Origin of the sequence: Candidatus Rhodoblastus alkanivorans (assembly GCF_022760755.1) — a bacterium.
Taxonomy (GTDB): Bacteria; Pseudomonadota; Alphaproteobacteria; order Rhizobiales; family Beijerinckiaceae; genus Rhodoblastus; species Rhodoblastus alkanivorans.
Map to the genome: position 1 here is coordinate 2,768,201 of NZ_JAIVFP010000001.1, position 17,524 is coordinate 2,785,724.

15 protein-coding genes and 1 pseudogene are annotated in these 17,524 nt (G+C 64.2%); 12 read left to right on the forward strand and 4 right to left on the reverse strand.

Going from position 1 to position 17,524, the window contains the following annotated elements; translation table 11 throughout:
- The first annotated feature begins 249 nt into the window (after nucleotides 1-249).
- The 4 genes from K2U94_RS12765 (at nucleotide 250) to K2U94_RS12780 (ending at nucleotide 3,787) form a co-directional block, all read left to right on the forward strand.
- Entirely contained in the window at nucleotides 250-939 is a 690-nt protein-coding gene (locus K2U94_RS12765; RefSeq protein WP_243067578.1) for a hypothetical protein, read from the forward strand.
- A 77-nt stretch (nucleotides 940-1,016) separates the two neighbouring features.
- Nucleotides 1,017-1,505, forward strand: a complete 489-nt coding sequence (locus K2U94_RS12770) for a hypothetical protein (RefSeq protein WP_243067579.1) — start codon at nucleotides 1,017-1,019, stop codon at nucleotides 1,503-1,505.
- Nucleotides 1,506-1,703: 198 nt separating this feature from the next.
- Nucleotides 1,704-2,660 (forward strand): M48 family metalloprotease, encoded by a 957-nt coding sequence (locus K2U94_RS12775; RefSeq protein ID WP_243067580.1) that lies wholly within the window; start codon nucleotides 1,704-1,706, stop codon nucleotides 2,658-2,660.
- A gap of 98 nt (nucleotides 2,661-2,758) precedes the next feature.
- Nucleotides 2,759-3,787: an AI-2E family transporter gene (locus K2U94_RS12780; RefSeq protein ID WP_243067581.1), complete on the forward strand. Its 1,029-nt coding sequence runs from the start codon at nucleotides 2,759-2,761 to the stop codon at nucleotides 3,785-3,787.
- Here K2U94_RS12780 and K2U94_RS12785 read toward each other — a convergent pair.
- Nucleotides 3,764-5,497 carry a metallophosphoesterase family protein gene (locus tag K2U94_RS12785; protein ID WP_243067582.1) on the reverse strand — a complete coding sequence of 578 codons (1,734 nt, stop codon included), beginning with the start codon at nucleotides 5,495-5,497 and terminating at the stop codon, nucleotides 3,764-3,766. The two genes, K2U94_RS12780 and K2U94_RS12785, sit on opposite strands and share 24 nt — an antisense overlap.
- Before the next feature lie 266 nt (nucleotides 5,498-5,763).
- Nucleotides 5,764-6,927: an alpha/beta hydrolase gene (locus K2U94_RS12790; RefSeq protein ID WP_243067583.1), complete on the reverse strand. Its 1,164-nt coding sequence runs from the start codon at nucleotides 6,925-6,927 to the stop codon at nucleotides 5,764-5,766.
- A 658-nt stretch (nucleotides 6,928-7,585) separates the two neighbouring features.
- Between K2U94_RS12790 and K2U94_RS12795 the strand changes: the two genes are divergently transcribed.
- The 3 genes and pseudogenes from K2U94_RS12795 to K2U94_RS12805 all read left to right on the forward strand — a co-directional run bounded on the left by K2U94_RS12795 (nucleotide 7,586) and on the right by K2U94_RS12805 (nucleotide 10,715).
- Nucleotides 7,586-8,455, forward strand: a complete 870-nt coding sequence (locus K2U94_RS12795) for an outer membrane protein (RefSeq protein WP_243067584.1) — start codon at nucleotides 7,586-7,588, stop codon at nucleotides 8,453-8,455.
- A gap of 131 nt (nucleotides 8,456-8,586) precedes the next feature.
- Nucleotides 8,587-9,639, forward strand: a pseudogene (locus tag K2U94_RS12800) (IS110 family RNA-guided transposase).
- Nucleotides 9,640-10,118: 479 nt separating this feature from the next.
- A complete protein-coding gene (locus K2U94_RS12805; RefSeq protein WP_243067585.1) occupies nucleotides 10,119-10,715 on the forward strand; it encodes a DsbA family protein in 597 nt (198 codons plus the stop codon).
- Between the two features lie 118 nt (nucleotides 10,716-10,833).
- Here the strand turns inward: K2U94_RS12805 and K2U94_RS12810 are convergent, their stop codons facing one another.
- Nucleotides 10,834-11,286: a winged helix-turn-helix transcriptional regulator gene (locus tag K2U94_RS12810; RefSeq protein WP_243067586.1), complete on the reverse strand. Its 453-nt coding sequence runs from the start codon at nucleotides 11,284-11,286 to the stop codon at nucleotides 10,834-10,836.
- Between the two features lie 94 nt (nucleotides 11,287-11,380).
- Here K2U94_RS12810 and K2U94_RS12815 point away from each other — a divergent pair, with 94 nt between their 5' ends.
- From K2U94_RS12815 to K2U94_RS12835, 5 genes are all read left to right on the forward strand, one after another.
- Complete coding sequence (locus K2U94_RS12815; protein ID WP_243067587.1) at nucleotides 11,381-11,854, forward strand: MaoC family dehydratase; 474 nt, start codon at nucleotides 11,381-11,383, stop codon at nucleotides 11,852-11,854.
- Between the two features lie 319 nt (nucleotides 11,855-12,173).
- Nucleotides 12,174-13,268: an MBL fold metallo-hydrolase gene (locus K2U94_RS12820; RefSeq protein ID WP_243067588.1), complete on the forward strand. Its 1,095-nt coding sequence runs from the start codon at nucleotides 12,174-12,176 to the stop codon at nucleotides 13,266-13,268.
- A 147-nt stretch (nucleotides 13,269-13,415) separates the two neighbouring features.
- Nucleotides 13,416-13,874 carry a (2Fe-2S)-binding protein gene (locus K2U94_RS12825; protein ID WP_243067589.1) on the forward strand — a complete coding sequence of 153 codons (459 nt, stop codon included), beginning with the start codon at nucleotides 13,416-13,418 and terminating at the stop codon, nucleotides 13,872-13,874.
- A gap of 3 nt (nucleotides 13,875-13,877) precedes the next feature.
- Nucleotides 13,878-16,070 carry a xanthine dehydrogenase family protein molybdopterin-binding subunit gene (locus K2U94_RS12830; protein ID WP_243067590.1) on the forward strand — a complete coding sequence of 731 codons (2,193 nt, stop codon included), beginning with the start codon at nucleotides 13,878-13,880 and terminating at the stop codon, nucleotides 16,068-16,070.
- Between the two features lie 76 nt (nucleotides 16,071-16,146).
- Nucleotides 16,147-16,830: a DJ-1/PfpI family protein gene (locus K2U94_RS12835; protein WP_243067591.1), complete on the forward strand. Its 684-nt coding sequence runs from the start codon at nucleotides 16,147-16,149 to the stop codon at nucleotides 16,828-16,830.
- A 149-nt stretch (nucleotides 16,831-16,979) separates the two neighbouring features.
- Here the strand turns inward: K2U94_RS12835 and K2U94_RS12840 are convergent, their stop codons facing one another.
- A complete protein-coding gene (locus tag K2U94_RS12840) occupies nucleotides 16,980-17,435 on the reverse strand; it encodes a hypothetical protein (RefSeq protein ID WP_243067592.1) in 456 nt (151 codons plus the stop codon).
- Between the last annotated feature and the right edge of the window lie 89 nt (nucleotides 17,436-17,524).

The window sequence follows — 17,524 nt, forward strand, 5'->3', positions numbered from 1 at the left end:
ACACAGGCGGCCGGCGTTTCGCGAATCCCTGAAAAGTCAATGAAACGTCAGATGGATGCGCGCATTCCGCCTAAATAAGTAGAAATTTATTTTGTAACGCAAAGCTGAAGATCAATATGAATATTATAAAAACAATGTGATCGTGTTACCGTGACAGATTCACGAATCGACCACTTTTCGTGCTTAGCAAAGCGGTCCCTGCATCGCACAGGGTCAAATGACCGAGAAAGCGAAAAGAGGAAGATCATCATGATACATTCCGAAACCTCGCAACCGAACGCCTTCCAGAACCCGCAGCAGCTTCATGCGCAAAACCTGCAGTTCCTCGCGCAGGCTCTGCTGCAGCAGGCTCAGAACCAGCAGGCGCAGCAAGTCCCGGGTCTGGGCGCGGTCGGACAGGGCGTCTTTGGACAGGGCGTCTTTGGACAGGGCGTCTTTGGACAGGGCGTCCATGGCGGTCAGTTCGGCAACGCCAATTGGGGCCCCCAGCGCCAGTTGAGCCCGCTGGACGTCAGCAACATTCTCCAGCAGATCGCGCCGATCCTTCCCCAGATCGTCGCCCAGGCGCAGCAGCAGCAATATCAGCCGATGGCCGCCTATGGCGGAGGCCAGTATGGCTATCAGCGCAACCTGTCGCCGCAGGACGTCAATGAGGTGGTGCGGCAGATTCTACCGATGATCCCGCATGTCCTGCAATCGGCGCAGCAGCAGAACCCCCTCGCCCAGATGGGCTATGGCCAGCAAGGATTCGGCCAGCAGGGATCCGGCTGGCCCGGCCTCGGCGCCTATGGGGCGCAGCAAAATCCCTTCCAGCAGACACACTGGCAGAACAATGTTCAGCAGCGTCAGATGACGCCGCTCGACGTCCAGGAAATCGCGCGCCAGGTCTCCGAGACCATCGCCTTCAGCCAGAACATCGGCCAGCAGCGCACGATCTGAAGACATTTCGCGGACGGGATCCTTCCCGTCCGCCTCCGCTTTCAAATTGACCGATTTGCATAATTGAGGAGCAAAAAATGGCTCAATCCCACCATGGCGCCCATACCGGCCATAAGGCGGAGCGCGGCGCGGAAAGCGCGAGCGACGATCTTCGCACGGTGTCTTCGGTCCTGCACGACATCATGCCCGTTCTCAACCGCATCCAGAGCCGCAACCCGCATGCCGCCGCCCTGGGCCTTTTCGGTCAAATGTCGGTCGAATCGCTGGCTGCTGTCGCGCTGGTCACCGACCTGGGCGCGGACAGCCTGCGCCGCCTGACCGCATTTCTCGACGCCAACGCCGGAAAACACGAGGGGCTGGAAAATTGCGCGCCGGTTGTCGCCGCCGCGGCGCGGGCGCTTTCGGCGCGCGATTATGCGCAGGCCTTCACCCATATTTTCGACGCCTATCGGGCCATCGCCCTGATGCGGATGGAAGACCCCGAGATTCCATCGCCGAGTTCGGTCTCCGTCGTGATGGACGCCGCCCGCCCGGCGAACGCGCGCGACGACGGGACGCCGCACTGAGACATTGTGCTTCCTTGAGAAAGGGCCAACCGCGGCGCGAAGCTTAAGCGCCGCGGGCGGGACCGCTTCGCGATCGCAGCGAATTTATTGCGGCGCAAAATTCATTCGAAATTTCAACGCCCTACCTAAAAGTGGCATGGCGTTTGCTGGTCCTCCGGCTAGAGTGTCGCCTCAGGCGCTGCGGTCGGAGGGTGATTCGTGTTGCTGTCCCTGGGACTTCCCGGCTGTTTTTCCGACGGCGTCGCGCCGCCGGCGGACGGGCGTAACGGCGGACACGGCCGGAACGATCATTTTCATCATCATCCCCACGCCGACCGGCCGCGGCGGCGCCCCGAATCTCTGGCCCGGCTCAAGCGCAGCCTACAGCACGACCTTCATTCCCAGAGTTCGGAACGCGTCATGGCCGGCCTGATCGGCCTGCACGCGCTCTGCGCCAAAGCCGCCGACAAGACGCGCAAGCCCGAATGGTCGCCTTCGGACATCCGGCACAGCATGCGTGCGACTGAACGCCGGCCGCATGACGCCCTGCGCGCCTTCGGGGCCAAGCCCCTGCGCTGCGCCGACGCGCCCGCCCTTTACGCCATCCTGCTGGACATCTGCCTGCGCGCCGGCCTGACGCGCGTGCCCGAACTATTCCTGCTCCCCTGTCCCGGCATGAACGCCTATGCCCTCGGCGGCCGCGACAACGCCTGCATCTCGGTCACCAGGGGCTTGCTCAGCGGTCTGTCGCGCGACGAAATCGCGGGCATTTTCGCCCATGAGGTCGCCCATATCCTCCATTGCGACAGCTCCGCAATGAACTGGGCCGTCGCCATACAGCGGGAAATCGCTGATCTGGCGATGCGGGGCGTCAAGGATCTGATGACTCGCAGCCAGGATCTCGCCCGGATCGGCCCGCAGGCGCTCCTGCTCGCGGCGGCGCCGGCCATGGCCCAGTTGCTGATCTCCGCCCTGTCGCGAGCGCGCGAACTGGCGGCCGACGCCCGCGCCATCGACCTGATCGAACATCCCAGGGCCCTGGTCGCGGCCCTGTGCAAGCTGGAATATTTCCACACCGGCCTCACGCCTTTCGACGCGCATCTGCGCCACGATCCAACGATGCGGGCGCTCCACAGCCATCCCGGAACCTGGGAAAGAATCGCCCAGCTCGCCTGACGGCGCCCTCGCCCCCACGCCCGCGATTGTGCTTGGGGTAAAAGACGGCTTAACTCGGCCGGCGCTCGCGAATCGGGCGTGAAGCGGGAACGCCGCCCATGGAAGAGGACCGCGCCGTGAAGGCGTCGCTCGTTTTGAGCACGTTGCTGATCGCCCTCGCCGCCGCTTATTTCGCGCGGCCGATCCTCGCGCCGGTGACCTTCGCCCTGTTCACCGTCGCCATAGTCTGGCCGATCCAGGACGCGATGCAGCGGCGCATCCCCAAACTGCTCGCGCTGGTCGTCACCCTCCTCGCGACCCTCGCGACGATCGCCCTCCTCGGCTTCCTGGTGATCTGGGCCTTCGGCCATGTCGGGCAATGGCTGGTGAGCAATACCGCGCGTTTTCAGGCGCTTTACGCCCAGGCCGCCGACTGGCTCGACGTCCACGGCGTTCCGGTGAAATCGCTGATGGCGACCAGCTTCAGCCCGGCATGGATCACCGGCGCCTTGCGCGGACTCGGCGGACAGGGCTACGGCCTGGTTTCCTTCGTCATCATCGCCTTCGCTTTTACCGTTTTAGGCCTGCTCGAAGTCGATATCGCGCGCGGCAATATCGAGCGGCTCGACAATCCCCGGCTGCGCGACGCCCTGCTGACCCCGGCGCAGGAGATTTCCACCAAATTCCAGCAATATATGATGGTCCGCAGCACCATGAGCGCGCTGACCGGCGCCGTGGTCTGGGCCTTCGCGCTGGTCGCGGGGATCGAACTCGCCACCGCCTGGGGCGTGATCGCCTTCGTGCTGAATTACATTCCCTTCATCGGGCCGCTGATCGCCACGATATTCCCCTCGCTGTTCGCGCTGGCGCAATTCGAATCGTGGAAGCTCGCCATCGTCGTCTTCGCCTGCCTGAACTTCATCCAGTTCTTCATCGGCAGCTATCTGGAGCCCCGCATCGCCGGCGCGCGGCTGTCGATGTCGCCGTTCATCGTCCTGTTCGCGGTGTTTTTCTGGAGCTTCTTATGGGGCATCGCCGGCGCCTTCATCGGCGTCCCCATCCTGATCGCGATCCTCACCATCTGCGCCGAACACAATTCGTCGAAATGGCTGGCGGTCCTGATGTCAGGCGGCGCCGGCAAGGGGTAATTCGATCCGCTCCGGCGCCAGCAGCTTGAGGCGGCGGTCCGCGCCGACGGCGAGCCGATGGACATAAAAATGGGGCGGTCCGCCGTCCGGCCGCGTCATCACCGGCGACGGCGCCGAAACAATGCGCAGACCGCCGCATTCGCCGAACCAGTCGATATGCCTGTGGCCATGCATCACGACAACGCGCCCGGCGAGCGACTGCATTCGGCGCACGAACCAGGCGCCGTTGATCAAAGCCGTACCGATCCGCTCCGACAGCGCCTTCGCCGGCCGCGGATATTCGACGAGATGGTGGTGAAGACCGACGATCCAATGCGCCCGGGGATAATGCGCCATGACGGAATCGATCGCGCGGGCCTGCTCCAGCGAGATCATCCCCAGCGCGTTGGTGAAGGAAAAATGGGTGTCGGCGTTGGAATTCAGCAGGACGATCCCGAGCCCGTCCTCGCGATCCGGCGCCAGCGCCAGCGGAAAGGCCTTGGTCCACAGCTCCGAAAGCTCCCGCGAGAACATCGGCCTGCCCGCGTCCATGAACGAGCCGATTTCGCCCAGATGCGGTGCGAGCGCGACGGAAAGGCTTTTGCTCAATCCACCGCCGGCGCGATCGACGAGGCGGGCGCGTGCGCCCTGTATCGCGTCCATCGCTGAAAGGACGCGCAATTTGCGCAGGCGCTTCACCGGGCTCGTCGGCAGATCGAGCCGCGCCGGATTGCCGCGATCGACGATGTTGAGGTCGTGGTTGCCCGGCGCGAAGGCGATGAGCGGCGCGAGCGCGGGATGGCGTTCGAGCATGTCGAAAAATTCCGCCCATTCGGTGGATAGTCCGGCGTCGGTCACGTCGCCGGTGATCAGGATGGCGTACAGGGGCTCCCGCGCATGCAGGGCTTCGAGCATTTCGAAAACCTGCCGCAGCCTTTCGTTGCCGCGCGGGCCGTGCCGCCCGCTTTCGATGCGGAAGCCGTAACGCTCGCCAACGACGTGAATGTCGGAAAGATGGACGACGCGCCATTCCTCGCCCTGCTGCGGCGGGTCGAAGCTTTCGAGGTCGCGCGGCTGGGCCATGGTCGCGTCGGCGACCCCCCAGGCGAGCGCGGCGACGGCGACATAGGCGCTGACCAGCGCCGCGCTGTTGGCGAAGGCGGCCCCGACGAAACGCCGCGGCGCATCGAGGATCGCAATATCGGCGACGAACAGGGTCGCCGGCCAGACCCAGGCCAGCACGAGCAGCGCGACGCCGCAAATCACCAAGCCCGCCAACAGCGCGGCCGCCGCGCGCATCGCCGCGAAGCGGCCGGTCCCGGGCGCGATCTTGCGCTCGGCCAATTGTCGCAACGCCTCGCGGCAGGCCGCGTAAAGCGGCTGGACGGCGAGCGCGTTCAACGACCAGAAATTATGTTCCGCCAGCCGGAACAGGCGCCGCGACGAGAACAGGGCCGCCGCGACGAGCGCGGCCAATACGAGAACCGACCAGATCTCCGCCTGAAAGACCATGACCTTGCCGAAGATCTCTCCCAGCCAGATCGAAGCCGCGATCGGCGCCGCGCCGAGGAGAAGCGCGGGAAAGCCGATCAGCAGCAGAAAGGCCAGCGCCAGTTTCGGCAGACTGACCTCGACCAGCAGCGAACCGGCCAGCGCCAGCAAAGAATGTTTCTTGGGGCTGGAGGCGTCGCTTTCGACATCGCCCAGGCGCGGATCGTAAATGGGCTGCACCGGCCGACTCCAATCGGTTTCGAAGTAGCGGCTTTATCATAACCGGCGTCCGCGCGAGCGGATATTCGTCGGTCATGAAGAGATGAACGCAGGCCGTCGGGGCGAGGCGCGCAAGACAGGCAATGACGCCGCCCATCGCACCGCGTCCCCGCCGATGCAGGTTTCCCGACCGAAATAATTCAGGGATTTAGCGTCTCTCGGCCGCAATCTCCTGACGTCGAATAACGGACGGGCCTTGGACTGCGTGAACGCGGAAGGTCTCCGGCTTAACGGGGCTGGTCCGAACCGATCTGCCGCACGGATTGGCTAAGCTGGTCGATATGGTCTCCGAAATGATTCCGCGTTTCCGGATCGACGACTGAGATGGGGGCCGAAATCACGAGACCGGCGGCGTTCCCAACCGAACCCGCGACGCCCGCCGTGCCCACCATGATCTTGTCGCCAAGGCCGACGCGCTGGTCGGTCAGCACCTGTCCGGCAGCGAGTCGGCGGCCGATCCATTCGACAATTCTCGGGTCCTCGGCGAACTTGCCGTGATTGAAAAAGTCGTGGGATGGCAAACGGGTCATGTTGATGACCGATAGCTCGTCCTGTTCGAGCATGCTCCGATAAGGCTCCACATTGGGATCGATCGCCCCCAGTCGCGGCGCCTCCCAAAGGTCCCGCGAGGCCGCCAGCGCACGATCGTTCTCGGACACGAACAGCACGATATGCGGGCGCTCGGGACCGAGCGTCGCAATCTGTTCCCGCGCGACATCGACGTCGACGTCGGCGTCCGCGAGCATGACCAGCTTGATCTTCGGGGCGACGCGGCCGTCACGGATCGCCATTTGCCGCAGCGCCTCAAGCGTTACCCAATTGCCCATCGAATGAGCCAGGACGGTGATCGTCTTGACCTTGGGATCGTCCTGCAAAAAGCGCAAAAGCTTTTCGAGCGCGTCACGCGAATAATTGGCGCTGTCGCGGTCGTAATTGTAGGCGTAGATCTTCCCCTTCGACGGCCAGGTGAACAGGATCGGCGCGACGTCAGCGCCCGCGCCGGAATCATGGAGGATTTGCGCGAAACGGTAGACCGCATCCTCATAAAGGTTGTTGAAGCCGTGCACGAAAACCAGCGCCTCTTTCGCGCGCGACACGCCGAGCAGGCGGGACAACGTGGCTTTGGCCTGCGGCTTCGTGATGATCTCGGATTTGAGGGTCACGAAATCTGTCTCAGGATTGCCGGGAGGCTGCCGGGGCCATTCGACTTCGCCGATCTTGCGGTTGGCGTCGGGCGGAATCGAGACGACCATGTCGGCGAACGAGACCTCCGTCGCCCGGCCGCCGCCAAACAGAAAGGCGCGTGACGCCGATTTGGCCCGCGTCGTCGCCACCACCATTTCGACATGGCTGGTCCCCGGCGCATTGGCGTCGGACGGGACGGGAACCAAAAACCCTTCCGAGCTCCCGCAGCCCGAAAGTCCCAAAGCGACAACGGCCGCTATCATTGTTCCGCGCACAACCGCCGCCTTTGTCAAACTCGTCGATCTCCGACGCCCTCGAATATCAAACAGGATCGAAATCGACTTCGGACGCCGCCGGAAAGCTCAAAGCCGCGTCCCTTCCTGCCGGTCGATCCAATCAACCTGAGAAAGCAGCTATTACCGTCCACCCCATCACCGTAATCCAAAAGCCCAGGCGACTTCTCTGCCCCTGGCCCGAATCCATCCCGCCGCCGAGTTTCACGCCCGGCGCAATTGGGGAATTCGTATCCCATCACAGTAACTCCACAAGGGGAGAAGGGCGCCACGCTTTGGCGACGGCTCATCATCGTTCCTGCCGGCTCACAATGGCCTGCTTCGCCGCGGGTCACTGATGATTTGCGCAACCAGCGCCGGTTCAGCAGTCACAGCTTTTCATTCGCATACAGCGCGTGAGGCCGGGCTGGCGCAGCCGTTTTCATGATTCCGGCCTTCCCCAACCGGCATCCGGTAAATGTGACGGGATTGTCACGAGCCGCTGAAAATTGACGGATCCGGCTTGCCCGCCCTGTTCGCCACAAGCGCCGCCATGTATTCTCGTTGCATATAATTTGATCAGGGGGTCGCCATGCCGCGCTCGTCGATTACCGTCTTCACCGTGGCATCCGCGATTGCCCTTGCGCAGGCCGCCTCGGCCGCGGATCTTGGACAACCGGCCCCCGCGGCGCCGCCGCCGCCCGCCGCGCCGGTCTACAACTGGACCGGGTTCTATGGCGGTCTGAATGCGGGCGTGGGCTGGAGCGCCAACGGCGTCAACACCGCCGGATCGACGCTCTACACCAATTCGGCCCATTCCGACTCGCTGGCCAATGCGACGGTCTCGGCATTGGGCGCGACGGCCAACATCCCAGCGTCGACCACCAGCTTCATCGGCGGCGGCCAGATCGGCTACAATTATCAGATCAACCCATGGGTCGCCGGTCTCGAGGTGGACTTCGCGGGCTTCGCTCAGAACAGCCAGACGAATATGGTCCAGGTTCTCACGCCGATCCCCGGCATCGGAACCAATAGCTCGCAAGACACGGCCACGCGGAAGCTCGATTATCTCGGAACAGTTCGAGGCCGCCTAGGCTACCTCGTCACACCGGCGCTTCTTCTCTACGGCACGGGCGGTCTGGCCTATGGCGACCCCAGTCTGACGACGGATGTCTTTCAGGCCCGGACGCCACGGCCTTTTGGAAATGTCCCCTGGGGAACCGCGAACTCTTCGAGCGTCCAAGCTGGCTGGGCTCTGGGCGCGGGGGCCGAGTGGATGTTCATGCCGCACTGGAGCGCCCGCGTCGAGTATCTCCACTACGACCTGGGAACCGTAAGCAACGACTTCAGTATTTCTCACTATAATGCGCACGGGGCGTTGATTTTTGTGAACAACGTACAGTCCAGAGCGCAATTTGACGGCGATGTCATCCGCGTCGGCGTGAACTATCACTTTGATTGACGTTTTCCCCATCAAATAGAATTACGGTGATGGGGTGGACGGCGCCCCGCAGCGGCATCGATGTGCCAAGATGGTCGTCGTTGCAACATCCATCGAATGGAGCGCCGTCCATGGGCAAGTCTATCGGCAATTTGGCTGCTGTCACGCGCGTTGGCCTCGATCTCGCGAAAAATGTCTTTCTGGTTCATGCGGTCGACGCGCGCGGCGAGGTCGTGGTCGCGCGCAAGGTTCGGCGCGGCGGGCTGCTTGAGTTTTTCTTGCGCCCGCCGCCCGGCCTGGTGGCGATGGAGGCCTGTTCGTCGGCGCACCATTGGGGCCGCCTTCTGGTCGCGCAGGGCCATGAAGTGCGGCTGATCCCGGCGGCGCATGTCAAACCTTAGGTGCGGCGCGGCAAGAACGACGCGGCCGACGCTGCGGCGATTTGCGAAGCGTCTCTGCGTCCGGGCCAGCGCTTCGTCGCCGTGCGCTCGGTCGAGAACCAGGCGGCGTTGATGCGCCATCGCGTGCGCGAGCAACTTTCCGGCCAGCGCACCGCGCTGCTCAACGCGCTGCGCGGCCATCTGGCCGAAATCGGCGTCATCGCCGCGCAGGGCGCGCAACACGCCTATGAGCTGAAACAGCTTCTCGACCAAGGCGGCGACGCGCATGGCGAAATCGTCGTTCCCGATTGCGTCCGCGCCGCGCTTTTGCCTTTGGCGAAGCAGATCGACGCGCTCGACGAAACCATCGGCGCGATCACCGACGAACTGGCGGACGCGGCGGAGAGGGATGCGACAACGCGGCGGCTGATGACCATCCCCGGCGTCGGACCAGTCATCGCTTCGGCCATCGTCGCCACCGCGCCGGATATGAGCGCCTTCGCCAATGGGCGCGAATTCGCCGCCTTTCTCGGCCTGACGCCGCGCCAGCATTCGACCGGCGGCAAGCAGCGGCTCGGGCGCATCACCAAAATGGGCGACCGCTATTTGCGCAAACTGCTGGTGGTCGGCGCGACCTCGGTCCTTTGCCACCGTCAGGGCCATAATGACGCGCTGCGCAACTGGGCCAAGGCGCTGCTGGCGCGCAGGCCGGAAAAATACGGCTTCAAGCTGACGGCGGTCGCGCTCGCCAACAAGCTCGCCCGCCTCATCTTCGCCCTGATGAGCCGTGGCGGCGTCTACGAGGGCCGCCCAGTCGCCGCCTGAGGCCGCCGGCGCGACGCGCGCCGGAAAAGGATCGAGGGTGACAGCGACGTGATGTGAAAAAATGGAAAGGCTTCGAAGCCAGATATCGTGTCGGCGCCAATGCGAGCGCGCTACGGTGATTGCGGCGAAGAGCCAAGCGGACGATCCATCAAGGCCAGCCGGAAAAGCCCGGCGCAAACAGGCCGTAGACAGTACCGCACCCGAGACATTCACACTACTTCGAGAAAACCCTTGCTGAAAGGGCGTCGTCCAGACATGACACTTTACCAAATCCCCTTTTTTCGGCCCCCTTTTCGCAGGACCGGCATCCCGGCCGGCCAAGAGGCGTGCGAAGAGAAAGGGGATTTAGTAAAGAGTCACTGTAATACCGGTCATGGCCAGGCATGACGGTTGGTGACCCGGGCTTCGCTTGCCCTTCCGCGCGGGCGCCCTATGCTGGCGTCGATACATTCCACTCCTCGAATGTGATGGAGATTTTCTTGGATCGACGCCTTTTCCTCGCGGGCCTCGCGCTCCTGCCGGCTGGCCAGGCGCTCGCCGTCACGGCCGACGAACTGCCTCTGGCCCCGCTTCCGGCGGGCGCCGACCCCAACGCCGTCCCCGGCCTGTCCTGGTACGGGACCGGCCCATCGGCGATCGAAGTGTTCGATTACAATTGCCCCTATTGCCGAAAAGCCTTTCACAGCCTCGACGCGCTGGTGACGAAGAAGAAGCTGCGGCTCGGCCTGATGGACAGCCCGATGCTGTCCCCCGGCTCGGTCCAGGCGGCGAAACTGCGGCAGGCGGTTCTGATCGTCTATGGGCCCGACAAGGCCTTCGCCTTCCATCGCCGGCTTTACGCCACCAAAGGCAGGATCGACGGCGATGTCGCCGTCGCCGCGGCGCAGGCCATGGGCCTCGACGTCCATAAACTGGCCGATGTGGCGAACAGCCAGGAAGTCCGCGACCGCATCATCGCCCAGATGCATTTCCTCGACCGCATCGGCGTCGCCACCACCCCCTCCTTCATTATCAAGGGCCGGCTGCTTTCCGGCTGGCCCGGCGTGGACGGTTTTGCGCTCGCGTTGAAGGCGTAAGGCGCCGCCGGAGCAAAGGCGAACGGTCTGCCTTTCACGGCGGAGGAAGTTGGCCCCTCAACCTCACCCTCCCGACGAGGGAACGGAACTGGATGGTTCGGTGTGATCGGGAGCGGTTCTAGCGCGAGTCCGCTTCGATCCGCGCCAGTTTGAAAACGCGGGCGCTCATCGGGCGGCCGCTTTTGGCGTCGATCAGGATCGGATCGGCCTCGGCGCCGGTTTCGCGGTTGACCAGGGTGAAGGCGCGGCCCTCGGGGGCGAAGTGGCGGTTGCCCCAGGCCATCAGCGCGATGACCACGGGCTGGAAATCGCGGCCGCAGGCGGTGAGCACATATTCGTCGCGCGGGGGGCGGTCGCTGTAGCGCCGCCGCTCCAAGAGGCCGGCCTCGACCAGAGCGCGCAGGCGGCGCGTCAGCATGTTGGGGGCGATGCCCAGGCTGCGCTGGAAATCGTCGAAACGTTTGACGCCGTTCAGGGCGTCGCGCAGGATCAGAATGCTCCACCATTCGCCGACCCGCTCGAGACCGCGGGCGACGGGACATTGCATTTCGCCAAAACTCTTTCGCTTCATTTGAAAGGGGTCCGCACTTGCCGGCGCCTCGTCGTGCGGGGTAGCTTATCGTATTACTATCATCATGCAAGCTATCTCGCCAACGAGGCCGGACATGACCGACACACTCGCCCATCCGCCGCCCGCTTATCTCGAAGACCTGCGCGTCGGCCAGCATTTCGTCAGCGGATCGCATGAGGTGACCGCCGAGGCGATCAAAACCTTCGCCCGGCAATTCGATCCGCAGCCTTTCCACCTCGACGACGCCGCAGCCGAAGGGACTTTTTTCGGCGGCCTTGCCGCCAGCGGCTGGCATGTCGCCGCGATCACCATGAAACTGCTGGTCGGCGACGGCGCCTTCATCGCCAACGGGCTCATCGGCGCCGGCGGCGAGATCGCCTGGCCCCGCCCTACCCGGCCCGGCGACATTCTCACCGTGGACAGCGAAGTCCTGGAGATCGCGCCGTCGCGCTCGCGGCCCGATCGCGGCATGGTCGTCGTGCGCAGCGAAACCCGCAACCAGCGCGGCGAAGTCGCGCAGGTGCTGACAGCGAAGCTGGTCGTAACGCGGCGCGGCGGCGAGGCGTGACGGATCCCATGCGCGTTCTCGTTGTCGGCCCCGACGCAGTCGACGAGCGTTCGCTCGCTGCGCGCGGCTTACACCCAATTCACGGCTTGCGAGGCGCCACGCCTACGCGAAACGGCGGCGACGGCATGAGCGGCGCCGCCGCTGACCCGTTATCGCGACGCTCCAGCCAATTTATTGAATTTATTTCTTTTTCGTGGAACAGCCACAAGCGGGCGGCGTTGCAGGCAAATGTTTCGCGCGGAAAGAAACGAGACGCGCCATGCTTCGCAATGCTCCTGGAAATTTCCCCCTCTGTTGCGGGCTCGACCGCCGCAGGTTTATGGCCAGCAGCGCACTCGCGGCGCTTTTGTCGGTCCTTGGCGACGGAGCCAGACCGGCGCGCGCCGAGGCGCTCGCCGGCGCACCGCCCGAAGTGGACAGGCTCGACATCCGCATTCTCGTCGATTCCTATCAATTCGCCGTGGCGCCGGGCCATAAGAGGAAAGGCGCAGTCGAAATCGACCAGTTCGGCTGGGGCATTCAGCCGGACAAGGCGCCGGGGCGGACTTTGGTCAGCGAATTCGGGCTGGCCATGCTGGCGCAATCAACGCGCGGGTCGGAAAAGCGCCTCATGCTGCAGGATTTCGCCTTCACCCCGGAGGCGCTGATCAACAATATGGCCATGCTCGGCGTCGATCCGTCCGAGCTTGACGCCATGGCGCTCAGCCACGGCCATTACGACCATTTCGGCGGCATGGCCGGCTTCCTGCAGAAACACGGCGCCACGTTGAAGCCCGGCCTGCCGCTTTACGTCGGCGGCGAGGAAGCGTTCTGTTCGCGCACATGGACCGGGCCGCCGGTCAAAGGCGATTTCGGCGCGATCGACCGCAACGCGCTGGCGATGGCGAAGGTCAAGACGACCTTTACCGAAGGTCCGGCGCTGATCGCGGACCATGGCTTCACCACCGGGCCGATCGGAGAGAAAAGCTTCGAAAAAATCCTGTCGCCCAGCGTGATGAAGATCGGAATCGCCAATGGCTTCGGCTGTTACGCCGACAAATTGCCCGAAGACGAAAGGGCGATGACTTCGACGCCCGACAAGTTCCGGCATGAAATCGCCACCGCCTATAACGTCAAGGGCCGCGGCCTGGTAGTGCTGACCTCATGCAGCCATCGCGGCGTGGTCAACGCCGTCAAACAGGCGCAGGCGGTTTCCGGGATCATGAAAGTTCACGCCGTCATCGGCGGCTATCATCTCGCGCCCTATAAGGAGGATTACGTCCGCCAGACCATCGCCGCCCTGAAGGAGCTCGACGTCGATTACATCGTCCCGCTGCATTGCACCGGCGAGCCGTTCTACGACTTGGCGCGGGCGGAAATGCCGGACAAGGTTTTGCGCGCCTTTACCGGGACGCGACTGACGTTCGGCGCCTGACAGGCGCCGCCGCCTTCGCGAGCGCGGCCGATCACGCAGGTTTGCATTTCCGAAATGGCCCATTGGCGCAACCCTGCTGTCCGCGCGTGCGTTCAGGCGCCATAATCCGCGCGGACCGGGAATCGCCGCGATGAGAAAGGGCGCAGAATGATCGTCTTCACGCTCAACGGAAAACCCCAGGAAATCGACGCCGATCCGCAAAAGCCGCTGCTTTGGGTCTTGCGCGACGACATCGGCCTCGTCGGGACCAAATTCGGCTGCGGCGAGGCTTTGTGCGGCGCCTGCACCGTCCACGTCGACGGCGAGCCGACGCGCTCCTGCCAGACCCGGATCGGCGACATCGCCGGGAAAAACGTGGTCACCATCGAGGGGGTCAAGGGCGATGTCGCTCAGGCCGTCCAGAAAAGCTGGATCAAGCTCGACGTGCCGCAATGCGGCTATTGCCAGTCCGGCCAGGTCATGGCCGCGATCGGCCTGCTTTCGACCAACAAGAAACCGAGCGATTCCGAGATCGACGACGCAATGAGCGGCAATCTGTGCCGCTGCTGCACTTATGCGCGCATACGCGCCGCCGTCCATGAAGCGTCGCGCCTGTTGGGAGCCTGATCCATGTTCAATCTCTCCGCCAACCGCTTCATCGCCACGGCGCCGGTTTCGCGCCGTCATTTCATTCTCGGGGCGAGCGCCGCCGGGGCTAGCCTCGTCATCGGCTATTCGGTTTCCGCCGAAGCCGCCGCGCCCGCGGGCGGCGAGCCCAATCCTTTCGCCGGCTATGTGCGGATCGACCCGGACAACAAGGTCACGATCTATTCGTCGCAGATGGACATGGGCCAGGGCATCTATCAGGGCATTGCGACACTCGCTCAGGAGGAGCTCGACGCCGACTGGTCGAAGATTCAGGTCACCGGCGCCTCCGGCGATCCGGCGCTCTACGGCAATCTCGCCATGGGCGGCAAGTTCCAGCTCACCGGCGGCTCTTCCGGAACCCCCTCCTCGTGGCGGCGCTATCGCGTCGCCGGCGCGACCGCCAAGGCCATGCTGATCGCGGCCGCCGCGCGCAAATGGAGCGTTTCGCCCGATGACGTCGCCGGCGCCAACGGCGTGCTGACCGCGAAATCCGGCCAGAAGGCGACCTATGGCGAAATGGCGGCGCTCGCCGCGCGGGAGCCGGTTCCCGCGCAGGTCGCGCTGAAAGGCCCCAACGACTGGAAATATATCGGCTCCGAAACGCTGCCGCGGCTCGATACGCCGGAAAAGACCACCGGCCGCCAGATGTTCACCTTCGACGTGAAGCTGCCCGGCATGCTGACGGCGGCGATGATCCACCCGCCCCTGTTCGGCGCGACGCTGAAAAGTTTCGACGCGTCCAAGGCCAAGGCGATGAAGGGCGTGGCCGATGTGGTGGCGACGCCGCGCGGCGTCGCGGTGCTTGCCAATGGCGTGTGGGAAGCGGCGCAGGCCCGCGACGCGGTGAGCGTGGAATGGGACGAAAGCGGCGCCGAGAAGCGGGGAACCTCCGAAATTTTCGCCGCCTACCGCACAATGGCCGACAAGGGCGGCGACGTCGTCGCGGCTGAGCGCGGCGACGCGGCCGGGGCGCTGGGCAAGGCCGCCAAGGTCATCGAGGCGCGCTATGAATTTCCCTATCTTGCCCATGCCGCGCTCGAACCGCTCAACGCGGTCGCCTGGATGAATCCGGATGGCGTGCTCGAAGTCTGGGGCGGGCACCAGATGCCCGACCTCTATCAGGCGGTCGCCGCCAAGATCGCCGGCCTGCCGCTCGACAAGGTCAAGCTCCATGTGATGAAGACCGGCGGCGGCTTCGGCCGGCGCGCCTGCCCGGACGCCGACATTATCGTCGAGGCCGTTTCGGCCGCCAAGGCGATCGGCTGGAAGGCGCCGGTGAAGGTGCAGTGGCTGCGCGAGGACGACATGCGCGGCGGGCGCTACCGCCCCGCCTATGTCCACAAGATCGCCGCCGGCCTCGACGCCGACGGCAAGCTGATCGCCTTGCGCGACACGATCGTCGGCCAGTCGATCATGAAGGGCACGCCCTTCGAGCCGATGATGGTCAAGAATGGCGTTGACCCCACTTCGGTCGAGGGCATGGCGAGCCAGCCCTATTCCATTCCCAATTTCAAGGTCGATCTGACCACGACCGCTGTCGGCGTCCCGGTTCTGTGGTGGCGCTCGGTCGGCTCGACCCATAACGCCTTTGTGCTCGAAACTATTGTGGATGAGCTGGCCCATGCCGCCGGCAAGGATCCGGTCGCCTTTCGCCTGGAGATGCTGGCCGACCAGCCGCGCCATGTCGGCGTGCTGAAGCTTGCCGCCGAAAAGGCCGGCTGGGACAAGCCCCCCACGGCGGGGCGGTTCCGCGGGGTCGCCCTGGCGGAATCCTTCGGGACCTATGTGGCGCAGATCGTCGAAATCTCGCTCGACAAGTCCGGCGCGCCCAAGGTCGAGCGCGCGGTCTGCACGGTGGATTGCGGCGTCCCGATCAATCCCGACATCATCAGGGCGCAGATGGAGGGCGCCATCGGCTTCGGGCTTGGCGCGATCATGAAATCGCGCATCACGCTCGACCATGGCAAGGTGGTCCAGGGCAATTACGACGGCTATGAAGTGCTGCAGCTGAACGAAATGCCCAAGGTCGAGGTTTATATCGTCAAGTCCGACGTGGATCCGAAAGGCGTCGGCGAGCCGGGTGTGCCGCCGATTGGCCCGGCGCTGGCCAACGCCTATTTTCAGGCGACGGGAAAACGCTTGCGCGTCCTGCCGTTCGATCAAAGCCAAACCTGAATCGCCGGACGCGATTTGGCGGACGAAATGAACCGCCGGAGGCTTCCCTCCGGCGCCGCGAGTCTGGAAAAAGCCCATGGTCATGCGCTTCGGGATTCTCGTTTTTCCCAATGTCCAGCAACTCGACCTGACCGCGCCCTATGAAATTTTCGCCTCCGCCAGGGGATGCGAGGCGCATCTGGTCTGGAAGGATCGCCGCCCGCTCGCCTCATCGACCGGCCTGCAATTGACGCCGACCGCGACCTTCGACGATTGCCCGCCGCTCGACGTCTTGTGCGTCCCCGGCGGCACGGGCGTAAATCCCTTGCTGGAGGACGCAGCGACGCTCGATTTCCTGCGCCGGCGCGCGGCGGAAGTCCGCCTTCTGACCTCGGTTTGCACCGGCTCGCTGGTCCTTGGCGCGGCGGGACTGCTTGAAGGGCGCAAGGCCACGAGCCATTGGAATGCGCTCGATCTCCTGAAACATTTTGGCGCGATACCGACGGTGGGCCGCATCGTGCGCGACGGCGCGCTGATCACCGCCGGCGGCGTCACCAGCGGGATCGATTTCGGCCTTGCCGTGATCGCCGAGCTTCTCGGCCGCGACGAAGCGGAAACCGTCCAACTCGTGATGGAATATGCGCCCGCCCCGCCCTTCCATTCAGGCCTCCCGCAGGGCGCGCGCCCCGAAATCCTCGCCGCCGCAAAAAACAGACTGGCGGACTCGCGGCATGCGCGCGAGAGAATCGTCGAACGCCTCACCCAAGCGAAGGCGCGTTAAAGGGGTGGAGCCGCCCTAAATTCGTCAAGATCGGGTCGCAGCTTGACTCCAGCTCAGTTCGTCTGACGAACTGAATCCTTATGAAACGCCCGCCACGGATGCACTGGCGGGCGTTTTTATTGAAGGGGAAGCAAGTCGCGGCAAGCCGATCATCGATCCAGGCGTTTCCATTGATTGGCGATGAAGCCGCGCCGATCGACTTTTTCCGCGCTGGCGATTTGGGGCTTTCCCCCGACGCATTTCCACGAATAGATCGTATTGTGACCCGTCGCGACCATCGGCACGACGGCCGCGCCGGGATTTTGACGGCAGAAAGCCTCGGCGCCCTTGGATGCGCGGCTGACGTCCGCCTTGGCGCAAGTCAGATTCGCGCCGTGATTGCACAGCCAGACGGCGCCGCCCATGCACCGGTAAACCGTGCTCGCCTGGACGAACCCGGCGGCGTCGGCGGGAAATTTGAAAAGTTTCAGGGCCGCCGGAACCGTCTCGGCCGGAATCGGCCTGGTCCGATCGTCGTCGCCTATCGAGGCGCAATGCGCGGCGAGGGTTTCCGCGCGAACTGCCTGAGCGGCGCAGAGCGCCAGAGCGAATAATATCGTCGGCATTGGCCTCATCACGCGCCCCATCGTCTCCGATCGCGCAATATCGCAGCGCCCAAGCCTGAGTTTAGGCGCGCCGGCGCCATGCGGAAAGA